Source organism: Pandoraea aquatica (assembly GCF_902459565.1).
Lineage (GTDB): Bacteria > Pseudomonadota > Gammaproteobacteria > Burkholderiales > Burkholderiaceae > Pandoraea > Pandoraea aquatica.
Window position 1 is genome coordinate 405242 of record NZ_CABPSN010000001.1, and the last position, 15215, is coordinate 420456.

14 protein-coding genes are annotated in these 15215 nt (G+C 62.6%); 6 read left to right on the top strand and 8 right to left on the bottom strand.

Annotation, left to right across the window (positions count from 1 at the left end; translation table 11 throughout):
* Positions 1 to 29: 29 nt before the first annotated feature.
* A complete protein-coding gene (locus tag PAQ31011_RS01635; protein WP_246179283.1) occupies positions 30 to 2627 on the bottom strand; it encodes a penicillin acylase family protein in 2598 nt (865 codons plus the stop codon).
* 314 nt (positions 2628 to 2941) lie between these two features.
* On the opposite strand from PAQ31011_RS01635, the gene PAQ31011_RS01640 reads away from it, so the two are divergent.
* Positions 2942 to 3964 carry a MerR family transcriptional regulator gene (locus PAQ31011_RS01640; RefSeq protein ID WP_150574184.1) on the top strand — a complete coding sequence of 341 codons (1023 nt, stop codon included), beginning with the start codon at positions 2942 to 2944 and terminating at the stop codon, positions 3962 to 3964.
* An 18-nt stretch (positions 3965 to 3982) separates the two neighbouring features.
* On the opposite strand, the gene epsC is transcribed toward PAQ31011_RS01640, so the two are convergent.
* Positions 3983 to 4924 carry a serine O-acetyltransferase EpsC gene (gene epsC, locus PAQ31011_RS01645; protein ID WP_150574185.1) on the bottom strand — a complete coding sequence of 314 codons (942 nt, stop codon included), beginning with the start codon at positions 4922 to 4924 and terminating at the stop codon, positions 3983 to 3985.
* A gap of 215 nt (positions 4925 to 5139) precedes the next feature.
* A complete protein-coding gene (gene pdxR, locus PAQ31011_RS01650; protein ID WP_150574186.1) occupies positions 5140 to 6573 on the bottom strand; it encodes a MocR-like pyridoxine biosynthesis transcription factor PdxR in 1434 nt (477 codons plus the stop codon).
* Between the two features lie 146 nt (positions 6574 to 6719).
* Here pdxR and PAQ31011_RS01655 point away from each other — a divergent pair, with 146 nt between their 5' ends.
* Entirely contained in the window at positions 6720 to 7151 is a 432-nt protein-coding gene (locus PAQ31011_RS01655) for a carboxymuconolactone decarboxylase family protein (RefSeq protein WP_150574187.1), read from the top strand.
* A gap of 43 nt (positions 7152 to 7194) precedes the next feature.
* Here the strand turns inward: PAQ31011_RS01655 and PAQ31011_RS01660 are convergent, their stop codons facing one another.
* Positions 7195 to 8172, bottom strand: coding sequence for a LysR substrate-binding domain-containing protein (locus PAQ31011_RS01660; protein WP_150574188.1), 978 nt, complete (start codon positions 8170 to 8172; stop codon positions 7195 to 7197).
* A gap of 247 nt (positions 8173 to 8419) precedes the next feature.
* On the opposite strand from PAQ31011_RS01660, the gene PAQ31011_RS01665 reads away from it, so the two are divergent.
* Genes PAQ31011_RS01665 through PAQ31011_RS01675 form a run of 3 tightly spaced genes read left to right on the top strand, consistent with a single transcriptional unit; the run spans position 8420 to position 11883 of the window.
* On the top strand, positions 8420 to 9817 hold the full coding sequence (locus PAQ31011_RS01665; RefSeq protein ID WP_246179284.1) for a 2-hydroxycarboxylate transporter family protein: 1398 nt from the start codon (positions 8420 to 8422) through the stop codon (positions 9815 to 9817).
* Between the two features lie 50 nt (positions 9818 to 9867).
* A complete protein-coding gene (locus tag PAQ31011_RS01670) occupies positions 9868 to 11055 on the top strand; it encodes a CaiB/BaiF CoA transferase family protein (RefSeq protein WP_150574189.1) in 1188 nt (395 codons plus the stop codon).
* Between the two features lie 3 nt (positions 11056 to 11058).
* Positions 11059 to 11883 carry an HpcH/HpaI aldolase/citrate lyase family protein gene (locus tag PAQ31011_RS01675; RefSeq protein WP_150574190.1) on the top strand — a complete coding sequence of 275 codons (825 nt, stop codon included), beginning with the start codon at positions 11059 to 11061 and terminating at the stop codon, positions 11881 to 11883.
* Between the two features lie 19 nt (positions 11884 to 11902).
* Here PAQ31011_RS01675 and PAQ31011_RS01680 read toward each other — a convergent pair whose 3' ends face one another.
* A complete protein-coding gene (locus PAQ31011_RS01680; RefSeq protein WP_150574191.1) occupies positions 11903 to 12361 on the bottom strand; it encodes a MerR family transcriptional regulator in 459 nt (152 codons plus the stop codon).
* 92 nt (positions 12362 to 12453) lie between these two features.
* Between PAQ31011_RS01680 and PAQ31011_RS01685 the strand changes: the two genes are divergently transcribed.
* A complete protein-coding gene (locus PAQ31011_RS01685) occupies positions 12454 to 13704 on the top strand; it encodes an NADH:flavin oxidoreductase/NADH oxidase family protein (protein WP_150574849.1) in 1251 nt (416 codons plus the stop codon).
* On the opposite strand, the gene PAQ31011_RS01690 is transcribed toward PAQ31011_RS01685, so the two are convergent.
* The 3 genes from PAQ31011_RS01690 to PAQ31011_RS01700 form a co-directional block, all read right to left on the bottom strand.
* On the bottom strand, positions 13671 to 14063 hold the full coding sequence (locus tag PAQ31011_RS01690) for a carboxymuconolactone decarboxylase family protein (protein ID WP_150574192.1): 393 nt from the start codon (positions 14061 to 14063) through the stop codon (positions 13671 to 13673). The genes PAQ31011_RS01685 and PAQ31011_RS01690 overlap by 34 nt on opposite strands.
* Before the next feature lie 128 nt (positions 14064 to 14191).
* Entirely contained in the window at positions 14192 to 14809 is a 618-nt protein-coding gene (locus PAQ31011_RS01695) for a hypothetical protein (protein ID WP_217424826.1), read from the bottom strand.
* Positions 14810 to 15037, bottom strand: a complete 228-nt coding sequence (locus tag PAQ31011_RS01700; RefSeq protein WP_150574193.1) for a hypothetical protein — start codon at positions 15035 to 15037, stop codon at positions 14810 to 14812.
* Positions 15038 to 15215 lie beyond the last annotated feature (178 nt).

Consider the following 15215-nt stretch of genomic DNA (forward strand, 5'->3'; position numbering starts at 1 on the left):
TGCACTAGTGCGACTAGCTTGCTGAGGGCTTATTGGCCGTCCACCACGCGCTCGATGCGCAGACGCTCGACCGACTTCGCCGCGCGGTTCACGTCCGCCGCGTCATGCCACAGGGGCTTGCGGCCGAACGACGTGTACATCTCCACCTGATCCGCGTAGTGCGGCGAGCGGGTGCCGTCCGGCGCGATGAAGCCGCTCTGCCCCGGTGCTACGACGTCGAACGCCTCGACCTTTGCGGCGCTCCCCTTCGGTCCGAACACGATCAGGTCGTTCTCCGTGCCCCGGTTCATGTAGACGGGCGTACGTACCGCTTCTGTCGCGTTGGCCTGCGGCACGCCGAAGAAGTTGTTCGCGCGGAACGTCAGCGGCACCGTGGGGGCGCGCCACGCCGCCATGTCGGGACCGAGCTTCGTCTTGAGCGACGCGATGGTATCGTCCAGCGCCGCCAGAATCACGTCGTCCTGACGCTTGCCGTCGAAGATGTCGAACGTTTGCGGCACGCCTGCCTTGCCGGACATACCGCCGCGCAGCGCCTCGTACAACACCTTGCTGCCGTTGCCGATATTGAGCGAACCCGTCGGGCCGTCCTGCGGGGCGGCGTAGCCGCTTGCGAGGAACCACTTGTCGTACGGTGCGGGAACGACCTGACCGAGCGTACGCTTGAGCATGGCGCTCAGCCACGCGTCCATGACAGCCGGACCTGCTGTGTCGTAATGACCCGTGTGCTTCTCATCGCGGCTCAGACCATTCCATGCGGTCAGTTGCATGGCGAGTTGACGGCGTGCATCGCTGGCCGGAAGGTTCGCCGTAGCACGTTCGATGAACGGCAGGAAGTGGGTGCGATTGACGTCAACCGCGCTCGTATCCTTGAGGATCTGCCACATCTCGTCGACACCGAGTTTGTCGTGCGCTTCGATACGTTTATCGATCTCGACCACGCGGTCGGCGCCGCCCCACAGGAACGCGAACAGATCGCTCGCCGGGTAACCCTTCTGCGGCGAATTGTTCCAGTTGGCGATCCACCCCTGCTTCGGGTTGTAGACCTTCGGATTGGTGGAAAACGGCAGCAGTCCCTTCCAGTCCCACTCGCCTGTGCCGGGCACGGGCAGGCGCGGATCGTGGCCGGGCTGACGCGCCGGATAAGCCCCCGTGTGGACGTAGCCGATGTTGCCGGACACGTCGGCGTAATACCAGTTGATGGTCAACGCGTGACGCGCGGCCTGCGCCGTCCACGACTTCCAGTCCTGCGCCTGGGCCTGATGCGTCCATGCGAGCAGCGACTGCACTTCGAGACCATCCCACGCGCGCGCTTTGGCGTAGGCGATCGGTTGCTTTGCGTCGCGTTGCATCACGATGCCGTGCACGGTGCGATACACCTCCTGTACGACCGGCTGCGCGCCCTTCACCTTGATGATCTCGACGCGCTTTTCCATGTCGTGCCACTGACCGTTGTGGAAGTAGCGGTTCGGGTTGGCCGGGTCGAGCTTTTCGGCATAGATGTCGATGTCGTCGCCGAAGCCCGCGGTCGAGCCCCAGGACACTTTGCCGTTATGGCCGAACAGAATGCAGGGGTAGCCGAACGGCGTATTGCCGACGAGATCGAAGCCCGCGCCATGCAGGCCGATGCCATACGTGTACGCAGGTGCGAACCAGCCGAACTGCGGGCCGTTGAGCATGATGGCGCGCGCGTCGCGTGCTTTGCTCTTTCCGACGATCCACATATTGCTCGTCGTGGGGAAACCGGCGAGACCCGGTTGGCCCGACTCGGCGAATTGCGCGAGCATCGTCGCGGCATTGGTGTCGGTGTCCTGATGCAGAAGCGCGCCGTCGCTGCCGCGTGCCAGTCGTGCGAACATCGGTGCCGGTCCGTCGTAACGCGCGAGCGGCTGCATGGGCGCGCCGGTGGCCGGGCCGACCTTCACCGGATATGTGCCCTCCGACGCGGGTACCGTCGACGGCGCATCCGGATTGACGATCCACTTCAGCTCGTTGAACAGCGCCATGCCTTTCTGCGCACCGTACTTGTCCTTGAGTGCCGTGAGCAACGCCAGATTGTCGATCTCGCTTGTCGCGTCGGAGAAGCGATTCGCCATCGTACCGACGAAGATCATGGCGACGTCGAATGCGTCCCAGTTCGTCGGCTGGAAACCGAAGTCGTTGAACTGCTTGGGCATGCGTGTGCCCGGCTGCGCGCGAATCTGTGCGATCCATGCGTTCATGCCAGCGGCATAGCCATCGAGAATATCCCGCTCGCGTTGCGGCAGATCGGCCAGTTGGCGACGGATTGACGCCGGCCAGTAGTTGCCTCGAATCGACTTGTCGAAGTCCACGAACTTCTCGCCCAGCACTTCCGCCACGCTGCCTTGCGTGCTGCGTCGCGCCATCTCCATCTGGAACAACCGATCCTGCGCGATGGCATAGCCGTAGCCGTAGAACAGCGCGTATGTCGTCGACGCGTAGATGTGCGGCACACCGAATTCGTCGCGCTTGATGGTGACGTCGGTGTGTCCCGGTACGCTATTGGCGGCGGCGGGCGCCGATCCTCCCGGCGTGGTGCTCTCAGCACTCGCTACGCCCGGCGCGACCAGCGCCAGACTCAGCAGCGCCGCCGAGACGCTTACGGACACCCGCGACACCCGACTACGGCCGGGACGCGCGGATTGATGTCGAATGCCAGTGGATGTTGCACTCACTGAAACAGGCGAGCGGAAATTCAAAGTCATCAATGTCTCCGTAGTTTTTATGAGGAAGCGCACTGAAGCCTAACATGACAAAAACCGACCGGTCGGTTAATTATTCTTAAGATAACTCGACAGTTATCTGGGACTTGCATAACGTAGGGAGCGGTCGTGAATCGTCACGACAGATCGCAAAGGCTTGACCTGCCCCTTGGGGACGGCTCGACGATGGCGTCACCCCGATCAATACCCAGAGGTGAACGATGAAGGATTCTGTGGTGAGCCTGAATGCGTCCGAGGCGGCGCGGCGGCTTGGCGTCTCGAACAAGGCGCTTCGGCTGTACGAGCAGCACGGCTTACTCTCGCCGAAACGAACTTCAGCCGGATATCGCACGTATGACGCTGCGGAGATGACGCGTGCGTCTGAAGTGGTTGCGTTACGAGCATTGGGCTTGAGCCTCGCGCAGGTCGCCAGTGTATTGAAGGGCAATGCGCAAACGTTGTCGGCCGCCCTTGAGACGCACGAACACGCGCTGGACGCCGAAATCCGTGAGCGACTGCGTCGACTTGAGACGGTGCGAAGCCTTCGCGCCGGGCTTGCCAGCGGCAGAATGCCGATGCACGGCGAGCTACCGGACCTTGTCGAACAGGCGGCACCGAGTGTCGCCTTCGAACTTCCGTGGCCTTGGGGCGGCGAATGGTTCGAAATGCGCGACATTCGTCCGCTGAACTACATCATCGGCTCGCTCGGCAGCGGGAAGACACGGCTGGCGATGCGGCTGGCGCAAGCCTTGCCGAACGGAACGTTCCTTGGGCTGGATCGATTGGACCCTCAGCGGGTCGCAGCCCTCGCCTCGCCTTCGGCCGACGACGCCTTGCAGCGACGCATCGATCAGGCACAGACATGGCTGGTGGACGACGGGGCCGAAACCTCCGACGCACTGACGATATTGCTCACGGCGTTGGAAGCGGATTGCGCGGGTGCGTTGGTCGTCGACATGATCGAGCAGGATCTTGCGCAACCGACACAAGAGGCGCTGATGCGTTATCTGCGGTTACACGCTCGCACGCGTACAAGTCCGCTTTTCATGATGACGCGCTCGTCATCGATTCTCGATCTGAGCGCTGTCGGCAGCGACGAAGCCATCTTGCTTTGCCCGGCGAATCACAGCCCGCCGGTACGCGTCGCGCCGTATGCGGGGGCACCGGGTTTCGAAGCCGTGGAGACATGCCTCGCGTCGCCCGAGGTCCGGGCGCGCATCGCCGCGCCGCCGGCCATGGCCTGACGGCGCGCGGCCCCTACATCAGGAACGATCGTTATCGCAGCCGGAAACCGGCGGCGAGCCAGCTTCAGTGCGGGAGCGGGCCTGCGTGATGTTGCTGAACGGCGGCACGTCCTGCGTGAGCCACACATTGCCGCCGATGACTGAGCCTTCGCCGATGGTGACGCGGCCCAGAATGGTCGCCCCCGCATAGATGACGACGTTGTCTTCGACGATCGGGTGACGCGCAAGGCCTTTGCGCGGGTTGCCGTCGTCGTCGGCCGGGAAACGCTTGGCACCGAGCGTGACCGCCTGATACACGCGTACGCGTTGGCCCAGAATGGCCGTCTCGCCAATCACGACACCGGTCCCGTGATCGATGAAGAAGCCTGCCCCGATACGCGCCCCCGGGTGGATATCGATTCCCGTTTCCGAGTGTGCCTGCTCGGCGATAATGCGGGCGAGCAGCGGCAGTTCGAGCCGGTACAACTCGTGAGCAATGCGGTGATGAATCATCGCGTGGATGCCCGGATAGCAGATCAGCACTTCATCGACGCTGCCCGCGGCCGGATCGCCCTGATAGGCGGCGAGCACATCCTGATCGAGCAATTCGCGAATCTCGGGCAGCTTGCCTGCAAATTGCTGGATGGCCGAATGCGCGCGCTCTTCGATGAGCGCTGCCGTGATGGCGGCGTCGTGACGCGCCTTGTAGCGCCATTCAAGTCGCGCTTGCTCGGCCAGACCGTTCAGTGCGCTCGTCAGCGTATGACCGACGTAGTAGTTCTCGCCCTGCTGGTGCAAGTCGAGCGGGCCGAGACGCATGGGGAAAAGCGCGCCCTTGAGTTGCACCACGATGTCTGCGAGACGTTCGCGCGACGGCAGATCTCGGCCACCGGGTTCGAGCAGGCGTCGCTGCCCGTCGCGCCAACGCAGGCGGGCCGAATGCAATGAAGAAACGATATCGTCGATGTCGAACGCTGCCACGAGGGGGACTCCTGAGAAGCTTTGGATGCGGGGCGAACCTGAGTCGCCACCGGCACGGTGTTTTTTTGGGACGCGCGTGCGCCAGTCAACGAAGCATAGCGGGTTTCGAAAGCACCTGTCCTGACGTGGTCTTATGGGTGCCGCGCCCCGCAACCCCTATGGGGGCCGACGACCGGTTCGTTCCGGTAGGGTTCAGGTCGCTTCGACATCGCTACTCAGACCGTTATCGACGCACGCAAACGTTGGCTCAGTGCCAGTGCCGTCGCCTTATCCGGGATGTTGGTGAAGCCAAGCAGCAAGGCCGAGCGCGATGGCGCATTGCCGTACCAGTGGTGCAGCCCATGTACGGCCAACCCTTGTTCGTGGGCCGCGAGCGCGATGGTTTCGTCGTCCTGTTCGGCAAATGCATGACGCAAGTACGCCAGCGTCTGAATGCCACCGGCCTGTGGCTGCACGTACAGGTCGTCGCCAAACACCTCGGCCAGTGCGTCCACAAGATAGCCGCGCCGTTCGGCGTACAACGCTCGCATTTTTCGCAAGTGCCGGGCGAAATGCCCCTGTTCCATGAAGTCCGCCACCGTCGCCTGCACGTGGACCGAGCCCGGCCCGCCCAGTTGATTGGCGGCCTGCGCAAAGCGCTCGATATGGGCCTCGGGCACCACAAGGTAGGCAAGACGAAGCCCCGGGAAAAGCACTTTGCTGAACGTACCGGTGTAAAGCACCCGTCCATCGTGATCGAGACTCTTGAGCGCGGGCAACGGACGTCCGTGATAGCGAAACTCGCTGTCATAGTCGTCTTCCACGATCCAGGACTGCTGTTGATTCGCCCATTCGAGCAGCGCGAGTCGCCGGGGCAAGGACATCGTCGCGCCAGTGGGGCTCTGATGCGTGGGGGTCACGACCGCGAAGCGGGCGTTCGGCGCACGACGGATACCCTCGTCGACGTTAAGCCCCTCTTCGTCCACCGGAATCGATGCGAGGCGCATGCCGACGCTCGTCAGGAAATGCCGCGCGTAAGGATATCCGGGATCTTCGAACCAGCCTTGCGCGCGGGGCTCGATCAACGTTCGGCAGACGAGATCGAGGGCGGCACGATACCCCGCCGTCACAAAGACCTGCTGCGCGGAACATGCGATGCCACGAGAGATGCCGAGATAGGTGGCGATGGCGTGGCGCAGCGGCGCGAACCCAGCAGGCTCCGGATAGGCCATCGACGCGAGGTCCATGACGCGCAGACTCCGCCCGGCCAGACGCACCCACGTCTTGCGAGGGAATGCATCGAGTGCAGGAAGGCCCAATTGAAATGGACGCGGCGCACCGACGGCGGCGAGCGCATCTCGTGGCGGAGGCACCGTCGTTGCCGGGGGCGCGACCGGCGCGGCGGTCTCGCTGAGATGTTCCAGACGCGGCGACACGAACGTTCCGGCCGCACCACGCGGCGTGAAATAGCCTTCGCTGGTGAGCATCTGATAGGCCAGCTCGACGGTGCCACGCGCGAGATTGAGTTCGCTCGCAAGGCTGCGCACGGATGGCACGCGGTCGCCTGCCCTGAGCTTGCCGGCAGCGATGGCGTCACGATAGCGGCGATACAGCTGGAGGTAGAGCGGCGCGTCGTCGCCCGGGCCGGGCTTCAAATACGGAAAATCCATTCGCGATGTCCCATTGATTTCGTCAATTCTTGCATCTGACCACTAGGCCATGATTCTCGTAAATTGGTGACGTTGCGACAAGCCCCCTGCAGTTCGCATCTAACTTAACCCATGCCGCTTGCTTCGTTCATTTCTGGAGAATTTCGATGAGTACGCTTCGCCTGTCTTATGCCACGCTGTCGACCGACGCCTATCAAGGGTTCGTCGCCACGAAAAAGGCGCTGGAGAAAAGCAGCCTTGGCAAACCGCTGATTGAGCTGGTTTATCTGCGCGTGTCGCAGATCAATGGCTGCGCTTTCTGTCTGGAGATGCACAGCAAGGCGCTGCGCGCTGGCGGCATGGCCGATGCCAAGATTGACAGCGTCGGCGGCTGGCGCGTGAGTTCGCAGTTCAGCGCCCGTGAGCGTGCGGCCCTCGCCTGGGCCGACTCGGTCGGCGCCATCGACCGCACCAACGCACCGGACGAAGACTTCAACCCGCTGCGTGAACACTTCACCGACGCCGAAATCGCCGACCTGACGTTCGCCATCGCCCTGATGAGCGCATTTAACCGTCTGGCGATCGGGATGCGTCAGTAAGCTGTTCAGTAAGCCGTTCGGACGAAGCGCCGTGACTGTCGTGTCACTCGATCACGGCGTCTTTGTCGACCGCGCGCAACGTAATCCCCGTCCAATGTCCGTCCGCCTGCAATTCGCGGATGAGATCGGCGATGCACTGACGTACCGCGACCGTCGCGGACCCTACCGGGAGTGAGTTCGACCAGCACACGCTGGCCGGGCGTTGCAGGTGCGGTGCGACGATGCGGCGCGAAGGCGGACGCAAGGCCGGGTCGCGCGATGCCAATGCCGACACCGGCAAGATCGAGCACGCCTCACCCGAACGGGCAATGTCGATGAGCGTCGGCAACGAGTCGATATCCGCGACGATGTTCAACTCGGCATTCGCCTGTGCAAAGCTCCGCTCGACCAGCAGCCGCAAGCCGTTCGACGCGCTCGGTGCTACGATCGGCACGTTGTCCAGCTTCTCCAATGCGCACGTCCCGTCCGCGTTGTCCCCTGCATCCTCATAGATCGACGGACACACCCGGTGCCCACCCAGCACATACAACTCCTCGTCGAACAACGGCATCACCGAGATGCCCCGCGTTTCCGAGTCGCGAAAGAGCATCGCGAGGTCGAGCCGTCCGTTGGCAAGCAACTCGCCGATGTACCCACTCATGCTCTCGAATATCTGCAAACGAATCCCCGGATACTGCTCCCTGACCCGGGCAAACAACGGCACGGCGAGAATCGATGCAATCGTCGTCGGGAACCCCACCGCTACCGGCCCTGCTTCACTGCCACCACCCTCTCGTACTTCCTGGCGAATCTGCTCCATCTGACGCAACACCACGCGTGCATGGCGGTACAACGCCTTCCCCGCTTCGGTCGGCGTCACACCCTGCGCACTGCGGACCAGCAGTTGCGTTTGCAGTTCGTCTTCCAATCCGCGCAGTTGTGCGCTCAGCGACGGCTGTGCGATATGCAGCCGCTCCGCCGCCTTCGACAAACTGCCGCTATCGACGATAGCCACGAAGTTCCTGAGTTGTCTCACATCCATAACGGCATCGGCCTCCGAAACGCGTCGGTTGGCAGCAACGAAAGGCCATAGCGTACTGCTATATGAGGTGTCGTGAAACTTAGGTTTTCGCCGCATTGAAAGCCATTACCCGCCATTCCCGCGCAACGAGAAGCCCAAGCCATAGTCTCGCTCTATACCCACATCCAAAATCGGTATTTCCTTCGACGTCGGCTACACGCCTATAGTCGCCTCAACAAACCAATTCCAAATGGATGGAGACAGCAGGATGCGAGACGGACTCTCGGCCACTGCCGCACAACGCGGTCAGGGCGGCCAAAGCAATCAAGGCGGTCAGGCAACTTCTCAGGCGGCACAGCACCACCCACTGCGCGACTTGTGGTGGCGAATCATGGACATGCGCGTCGGCATCGTGCCGTTGCCCGTCCATCTGGTACTCATCGCCGCCATCGCAACGACGGTTCTCACCACCGGAAAGCTCTCCGCTGAACTCTCTCCGATCATCGCGCTGCTGGCAGTGTGCAGCTTTACCTGCATGGAAGTCGGCCAGCGAATCCCCATCTTTCGCAGCATCGGTGGCCCGGTGATCCTCGTGACGTTCCTGCCCTCGTGGCTGGTGTTCGCGAACGTGCTGCCCCCGTCGGTCGTCACGCCCATCGTGGCGTTCTGGAAGCAAAGCAACTTCCTGTACCTGTTCATTCCCGGCATCATCGTCGGCAGCATTCTGAGCATGGACCGCAAGGTGCTGATCGGCGGCTTCGTGCGCATCTTCGTCCCACTCGCTATCGGTTCAGTGCTTGCGGGCATCGTCGGCACGGCCGTTGGCACCATGCTTGGCATGGGACTGTTCCACACCGTGTTCTTCGTGGTGATCCCGGTCATGTCCGGCGGCTTGGGCGAAGGCGTGATTCCGTTGACCATCGGCTACTCGGAAGTCATGCATCAGGGCGCGGGCGATCTGCTGGCACAGGCGCTGCCCGCCGTGATGCTCGGCAACGTCTGCGCCATCGTGTTCTCGGGTGTGCTCAACGCACTCGGTAAGCGTTACCCATCGTTGACGGGTAACGGGCAGCTCATGCGAACAGGGAGCGACGACATCGGCGCGCACGACGTTCACGCCGAACCGGCGAAGGCAGTCGACGCGACCGACATCGCTGCGGCCGGCATGATCGCCGTGTGCCTGTACTTCGTCGGCATGCTCGCGCAGAACACGCTCGGCTTGCCGGGTCCGGTGATGATGTTGGTGCTGGCCGTCGCCGCGAAGATCGGCTTCATCTTTTCGCCGAAGCTCGAAGCCGGTGCGGGCGTCGTCTACAAATTCTTCGCGACGGCGGTGACGTACCCGCTGCTGTTCGCCATCGGTGTCGTGATTACGCCGTGGCAGAAGGTCGTCGCATCCTTCAACGTGCCGACGCTCGTGACCATCGTCGCGACGGTGCTCACGCTGATGGCGACCGCCTTCGTCGTGGCACGTCGCATGAATATGCATCCCATCGACGCGGCCATCGTGGTCGGCACGCACAGCGGCATGGGCGGCACGGGCGACGTCGCCATCCTCACCGCGGCGAACCGCATGCGACTCATGCCGTTCGCACAAATCGCCACGCGTATCGGCGGTGCCATCACGATCACGCTGAGCCTTATCGTGCTCGCGAAGATCGTCTGACCCGGCCACCGCCTCGCTCAACTCAATTGGTTTTCTCGGAGATTTCTGTCATGAGGCCCTTGGACGGCATCAAGGTCATCGCGCTCGAACACGCCATTGCGGCACCGTTCTGCACCCGTCAACTGGCCGATCTCGGCGCGCGCGTCATCAAGATCGAGCGCCCCGGCGCAGGCGACTTCGCCCGCGCTTATGACGGACGTGTGAACGGCATGTCGTCGCACTTCGTGTGGACGAACCGCTCGAAGGAAAGTCTGACGCTCGACCTGAAACAGGACGCTGCCCAGTCGGTCCTCCACGACTTGCTCGCCGACGCCGACGTCCTCGTGCAGAACCTCGCCCCCGGCGCGGCCGACCGCCTGGGTCTGAGCTACGACGCCCTCTCGGCACGCTATCCGCGCATCATCGTTTGTGGCATTTCGGGCTACGGTCCGGACGGCCCCTATCGCGACAAGAAGGCTTACGATCTGCTCATCCAGAGCGAATCGGGCTTTCTGTCCGTGACGGGCTCGCCGGAGGCATCGGCCAAGGCAGGCTGCTCAATTGCGGACATCGCTGCCGGCATGTACGCGTACACGAACATCCTCTCGGCGCTGATCCAGCGCGGCAAGACCGGCAAAGGTTCGCGCATCGACATTTCGATGCTCGAATGCATGGTCGAGTGGATGGGTTTTCCGCTGTATTACGCCGTCGACGATCAAACGCCCCCGCCGCGTGCAGGCGCGGCGCACGCAACGATCTTCCCGTACGGCCCGTTCGAAACCGGCGACGGGAAGACGGTCATGCTGGGTTTGCAGAACGAGCGCGAGTGGAAGATTTTCTGCGACAAGGTGCTCGAACAACCTGCGCTCGCGGAAGACGCCCGCTTTGCCTCCAACCCCAAGCGTCTGGAGAATCGCGATGCCCTGCGCGCCATCATCCGCGAGGTCTTCATGCGGCTCTCGGCACCGCAACTCGTGAGCCGGCTCGACGCCGTGGGCATCGCCAACGCCAACCTCAACGAGATGCACGACGTATGGCAGCACGCCCAACTCGCGGCGCGTGAGCGATGGGCGGACGTCGCAACGCCCAACGGCACGATCAAGGCGCCGATTCCGCCGGGCATGCCGTCGGCGAGCGCAGCGTTCGCGCCGCGCATGGACCCGATTCCGGCGCTGGGGCAGCACACCGACGCGATCCTCGCCGAGCTTGGCCGCACGTCGGCACAAATCGACGCGCTACGCGCAGCACAGGCGGTATGAGCGATGCAAAAACATCCCGTCATTCGTAGCTGGCTTTTCGTGCCGGGCAACCGTCCGGAACGCTTCGAAAAGGCATGCGCTTCAGGCGCGGACGCCGTCATTCTCGATCTCGAAGACGCGGTGCCGCCCGCCGACAAACTGACTGCCCGCGAGCAAGTGGTCCAATGGCTGTCAGCGCTAAGTCCAGCGACGTCGGTCCCGGTGTACGTGCGCATCAATGCCGTGTCGACGCCCTGGTTTCACGAGGATGTCGAAGCACTGGCGGGCCTGTCGCAACTCTGCGGCCTCGTCGTACCGAAGACGGAAGATGCCGCCACCCTCGCCCGCGTCGCGCAAGGCGCAGCACCATCGCTGCGGCTCGTGCCGCTGATCGAGACGGCACAGGCATTTGCCGCGCTGGGAGAGATCGCCGCTGCGCCACGTGTCGACCGGTTGATGTTCGGCACCATCGATTTCCAGCTGGACATCGGCATCGAAGGTGACGCCGAAGAACTGCTGTACTTCCGCTCGCAACTCACGCTGGCGTCGCGTATTGCTGACATCGCACCACCGGTCGACGGCGTGACTACGGTGCTCGACGACCCCGCGTTGATCGAAGCCGCTGCCCGCCGCGCCCGCGCGCTTGGGTTCCGGGGGAAGTTGTGTATCCATCCGCGTCAGGTGGCACCGGTGCACGCTGCGTTCGCGTGGCGGGACGATGACATTGCGTGGGCCGAGCGCGTTGTCGCCGCAGCCAACGCCAGCGCAGGTGCGGCCGTCGCACTGGATGGCAAGATGATCGATGCGCCTGTCATCGCGAAGGCAAACGAGATTCTTGCGAGTCGCTGAATGCAGGCTGCCGGGTGCGTCAGGCGCGCTTTTTGACCGGGGCGCGCCGGGTCGCCGGCGCAAGGCTGTCGTCGTCGGCGCGACGCACCGACGTCAGCACGCGTTGCGACGCCGCCCGGCAGTCCTCCCCATCCTCGCGATGCTCGATGGCATCGATCAACGCCTTCAGATTGTGCTTCGATAGCGCCAGATTCCGCTCCAGCGCCTCGATCTCGCCCACTTTGCGGCGCAGCACTTCGAGCAGCTTGTCATGCGGCCAGTCGTTGAGGTCCGGCGGCAAGATCGCGCGGATCTCGTCCAACGAAAATCCGGCGTTTTGCGCGCGCCGGATCAGATCGAGACGCGTCAGTGCGTCTTCGTCGTACTCGCGATAGCCATTGGTCTGCCGCAGCGCATTGGGCAGCAAGCCCTGCGCTTCATAAAAGCGGATTCGCGACGCCGCCACGCCACTCACCTGCGCCAACTCCCCGATTTTCATTTTCACGCTCCGAACGCTTGACCTTGAAGTGAACTTTAAGGTTATGGTCGTGTCATCGTCAACTGAAGATTCGAGGTACGGCCATGTCATCCATGTCTCTCTTTGCTCCGCTCGCCCTGCCGAACGGCACATCGATCCCCAACCGCATCGCCAAGGCAGCGATGGAAGAAAACATGGCGGACGCCGATCACGCGCCGTCGGAAGAACTGCTGCGCCTGTATGACGCGTGGGGCCGAGGGGGCGCTGGCCTGATCATCACCGGCAACGTCATGATCGATGCGCGAGCGATGACCGGCCCCGGTGGCGTGGTGCTGGAGGACGACGCGCATCTGGAACGCTTCCATCGATGGGCGCAGGCGGCGCGTCAACATGGCGCGCAGATCTGGATGCAGCTCAATCACCCGGGCCGGCAGATGCAGTCCGCGCTGGGTCAGACCACTGTCGCACCGTCGGCGGTGGCCCTTGAGCTCGGCGGCTTCTCGAAGCGCTTCGCGATGCCCAGAGAACTGACGGAAACGGACATCGCGGATGTCATCGCACGATTCACCCAAAGTGCGCTGCTCGCCGAGCGCAGCGGCTTTACTGGCGTGGAGATTCACGCGGCGCATGGGTATCTGCTCAGTCAGTTCCTTTCGCCGCTAACGAACAAGCGTCAGGACCGCTGGGGCGGGGGTCTGGAGAACCGTGCCCGTTTGCTGCTGGATATCGTGCGGTCGGTGCGTGCGGCGGTCGCGGCTGACTTCGCTGTTGCCGTCAAACTGAATTCGGCCGATTTTCAACGTGGCGGGTTCGGGCCGGACGACGCGCGTCGCGTCATCCAGATGCTCGGCTCGCTCGGTGTCGACCTCGTGGAGCTGTCCGGCGGCAGCTATGAAGCGCCGGCCATGCAGGGCGAATCGCGCGACGGGCGTACGCTGGCACGCGAGGCGTATTTTCTGGAGTTCGCCCGCGAAATGATTGGCGTCGCGACGATGCCGCTGATGGTGACGGGCGGCATTCGCCGTCGTACGGTCGCGGACCAGGTGATCACGAGCGGCGTGGCAATGGTGGGCATGGCGACGGCGCTCTCCATCGATCCCGAGTTGCCGAATCGCTGGCGTCTGGGCCAGACGTCGGAGCCACAACTCAATCCGATTCGCTGGAAGAACAAGATGCTGGGGTCGATGGCGAACATGGCCGTCGTCAAATTTCAGCTCATGCGCCTGAGTACCGGCCGGGCGACGAACCCGACCGTCTCACCCATGCGAGCGCTGATCGCACAGCAACTCGGGGCGGCATGTCAGACACGCCGATACCGCCGATGGATGGCTTACTCGAAAGCCGGATCGATCGGCACTCGATAGCCGACGGCGAGCCGGTTGGTTTCGTTGGCCATGCCCACGACGGCCAGCAGTTCGCCGAACATCTCGTCGGTCATGCCTGCACGGCGCGCGCCCGCCGTGTGACTCGCAACGCAATACCCGCAGTTGTTCGTAACGCTGACCGCAACATAAATCAGCTCCTTGACCAGCGGATCGAGTGCCCCGTCCGCCATGATGTCCTTGAGACTGCCCCAGGTCCGCTCCAGGGTCGGCGGGTGCTGCGCGATGTACTTCCAGAAGTTGTTGACGTCGGGGACACCCCGCGTGGCTTTGATGTCGTCGAAGACGGCTTTGACTTCAGGCGCTGCACTGACGTATTCGACTGGCTTTTGCTGGCTCATGGATGACGTGCGCCGGACAGGCGTGCGAGGAAGTGAACGCGTAGGTTACAAGCTTTCGCAAAAGTACGCCCTGTCACCGGATTCAGCGCATCAAACAACAACGCCTCGTCCGAAGACGAGGCGCTGAGTTAGCGCTGAATGGGCCGAAAGTATCCCCTGATGCAATCAGCATTGCGCACTGCAATCTGGATATGGGCCTGACGCGTAAAACCCGAGCCCGGGTACAGTTCGCCGCCCTCCCCGAAGGGACTTCGGACCGTGTCGTAGGGAGGTGTCGCCCCCGAAGCTTCATGAAATCCGGCTCGCAATTGGTGCATGGTTTCAAGAACGGCGCGGTCGAGATTTCGCATCAACTTGTCGGGACCACCGACGTTCTTCGGAAGTGCGCTGGTTGCCAGCGCATCGGCAACAAAGTCGTATGCCTCCCGCAACTCCTTCAACGCCGAAGCGTCAATCAAATTAAAGCAATTTCCCAAGTCAATGATCGCGCCGAGCACAAACGGCGTTTCTATTTTGCCCTTCGTTGTCGTTTTCGACGTGCTCGCTGCGGCTTCCGCGAACTGAAGGGCACGAGCTGGGCTGCTTTCCCAGAAGTAGATTCCAGAGCCCAGCCAATCATATGCGTTTGTGCTTGGCGTCAGATATCGCTCGCCGGCTAACACCGATTCCCCAACGCTTCGATCGCAACCGTGAAAACCAAGAACGAAACCGGGTTGTCGCTTGTACAGATCCCACCGACGCGTCATTCACCCACCGTAGCGCTTCGCCAGCCGTCCCGACGCCGTAACGATTCCAACGCTTTGGAGAAACCGTAAGGCATTCTCTTTACTGGCTGTCACCACTGCTTTTGCCGCCGCCATCGCCTCCTTCGCTTCCGGATCGCAGAGTCGGATGTTCTTTGCCGGAGACGTCATTTCTCCGAATAACGGATACAGATCCTGCTTGCGTTGACGCGTTGTCGATTGCTTTGCCATATGTGTTTCCTCCTTCAATTGCCGGGCTGCAAATGCGAAATCGATGCTAGCACGCGATAGCGCGACCACGCTTTCTGCGACCACCGGTGTCTGTGTACAGGCAGTTCAGCGAGTGTATGAATCGCCATGTTGCAAATGAGAATCATTTTGCAATTTATACGTGGATGGCGGATCATGG

Bases quoted from the DNA above. Each gene is read 5' to 3' on its own strand.
- PAQ31011_RS01640 (WP_150574184.1), top strand. From the start codon at position 2,942: ATGAAGGATTCTGTGGTGAGCCTGAATGCGTCCGAGGCGGCGCGGCGG.
- pdxR (WP_150574186.1), bottom strand. From the start codon at position 6,573: ATGGATTTTCCGTATTTGAAGCCCGGCCCGGGCGACGACGCGCCGCTC.
- PAQ31011_RS01655 (WP_150574187.1), top strand. From the start codon at position 6,720: ATGAGTACGCTTCGCCTGTCTTATGCCACGCTGTCGACCGACGCCTAT.
- PAQ31011_RS01660 (WP_150574188.1), bottom strand. From the start codon at position 8,172: ATGGATGTGAGACAACTCAGGAACTTCGTGGCTATCGTCGATAGCGGC.
- PAQ31011_RS01665 (WP_246179284.1), top strand. From the start codon at position 8,420: ATGCGAGACGGACTCTCGGCCACTGCCGCACAACGCGGTCAGGGCGGC.
- PAQ31011_RS01670 (WP_150574189.1), top strand. From the start codon at position 9,868: ATGAGGCCCTTGGACGGCATCAAGGTCATCGCGCTCGAACACGCCATT.
- PAQ31011_RS01675 (WP_150574190.1), top strand. From the start codon at position 11,059: ATGCAAAAACATCCCGTCATTCGTAGCTGGCTTTTCGTGCCGGGCAAC.
- PAQ31011_RS01680 (WP_150574191.1), bottom strand. From the start codon at position 12,361: ATGAAAATCGGGGAGTTGGCGCAGGTGAGTGGCGTGGCGGCGTCGCGA.
- PAQ31011_RS01685 (WP_150574849.1), top strand. From the start codon at position 12,454: ATGTCTCTCTTTGCTCCGCTCGCCCTGCCGAACGGCACATCGATCCCC.
- PAQ31011_RS01690 (WP_150574192.1), bottom strand. From the start codon at position 14,063: ATGAGCCAGCAAAAGCCAGTCGAATACGTCAGTGCAGCGCCTGAAGTC.
- PAQ31011_RS01695 (WP_217424826.1), bottom strand. From the start codon at position 14,809: ATGACGCGTCGGTGGGATCTGTACAAGCGACAACCCGGTTTCGTTCTT.
- PAQ31011_RS01700 (WP_150574193.1), bottom strand. From the start codon at position 15,037: ATGGCAAAGCAATCGACAACGCGTCAACGCAAGCAGGATCTGTATCCG.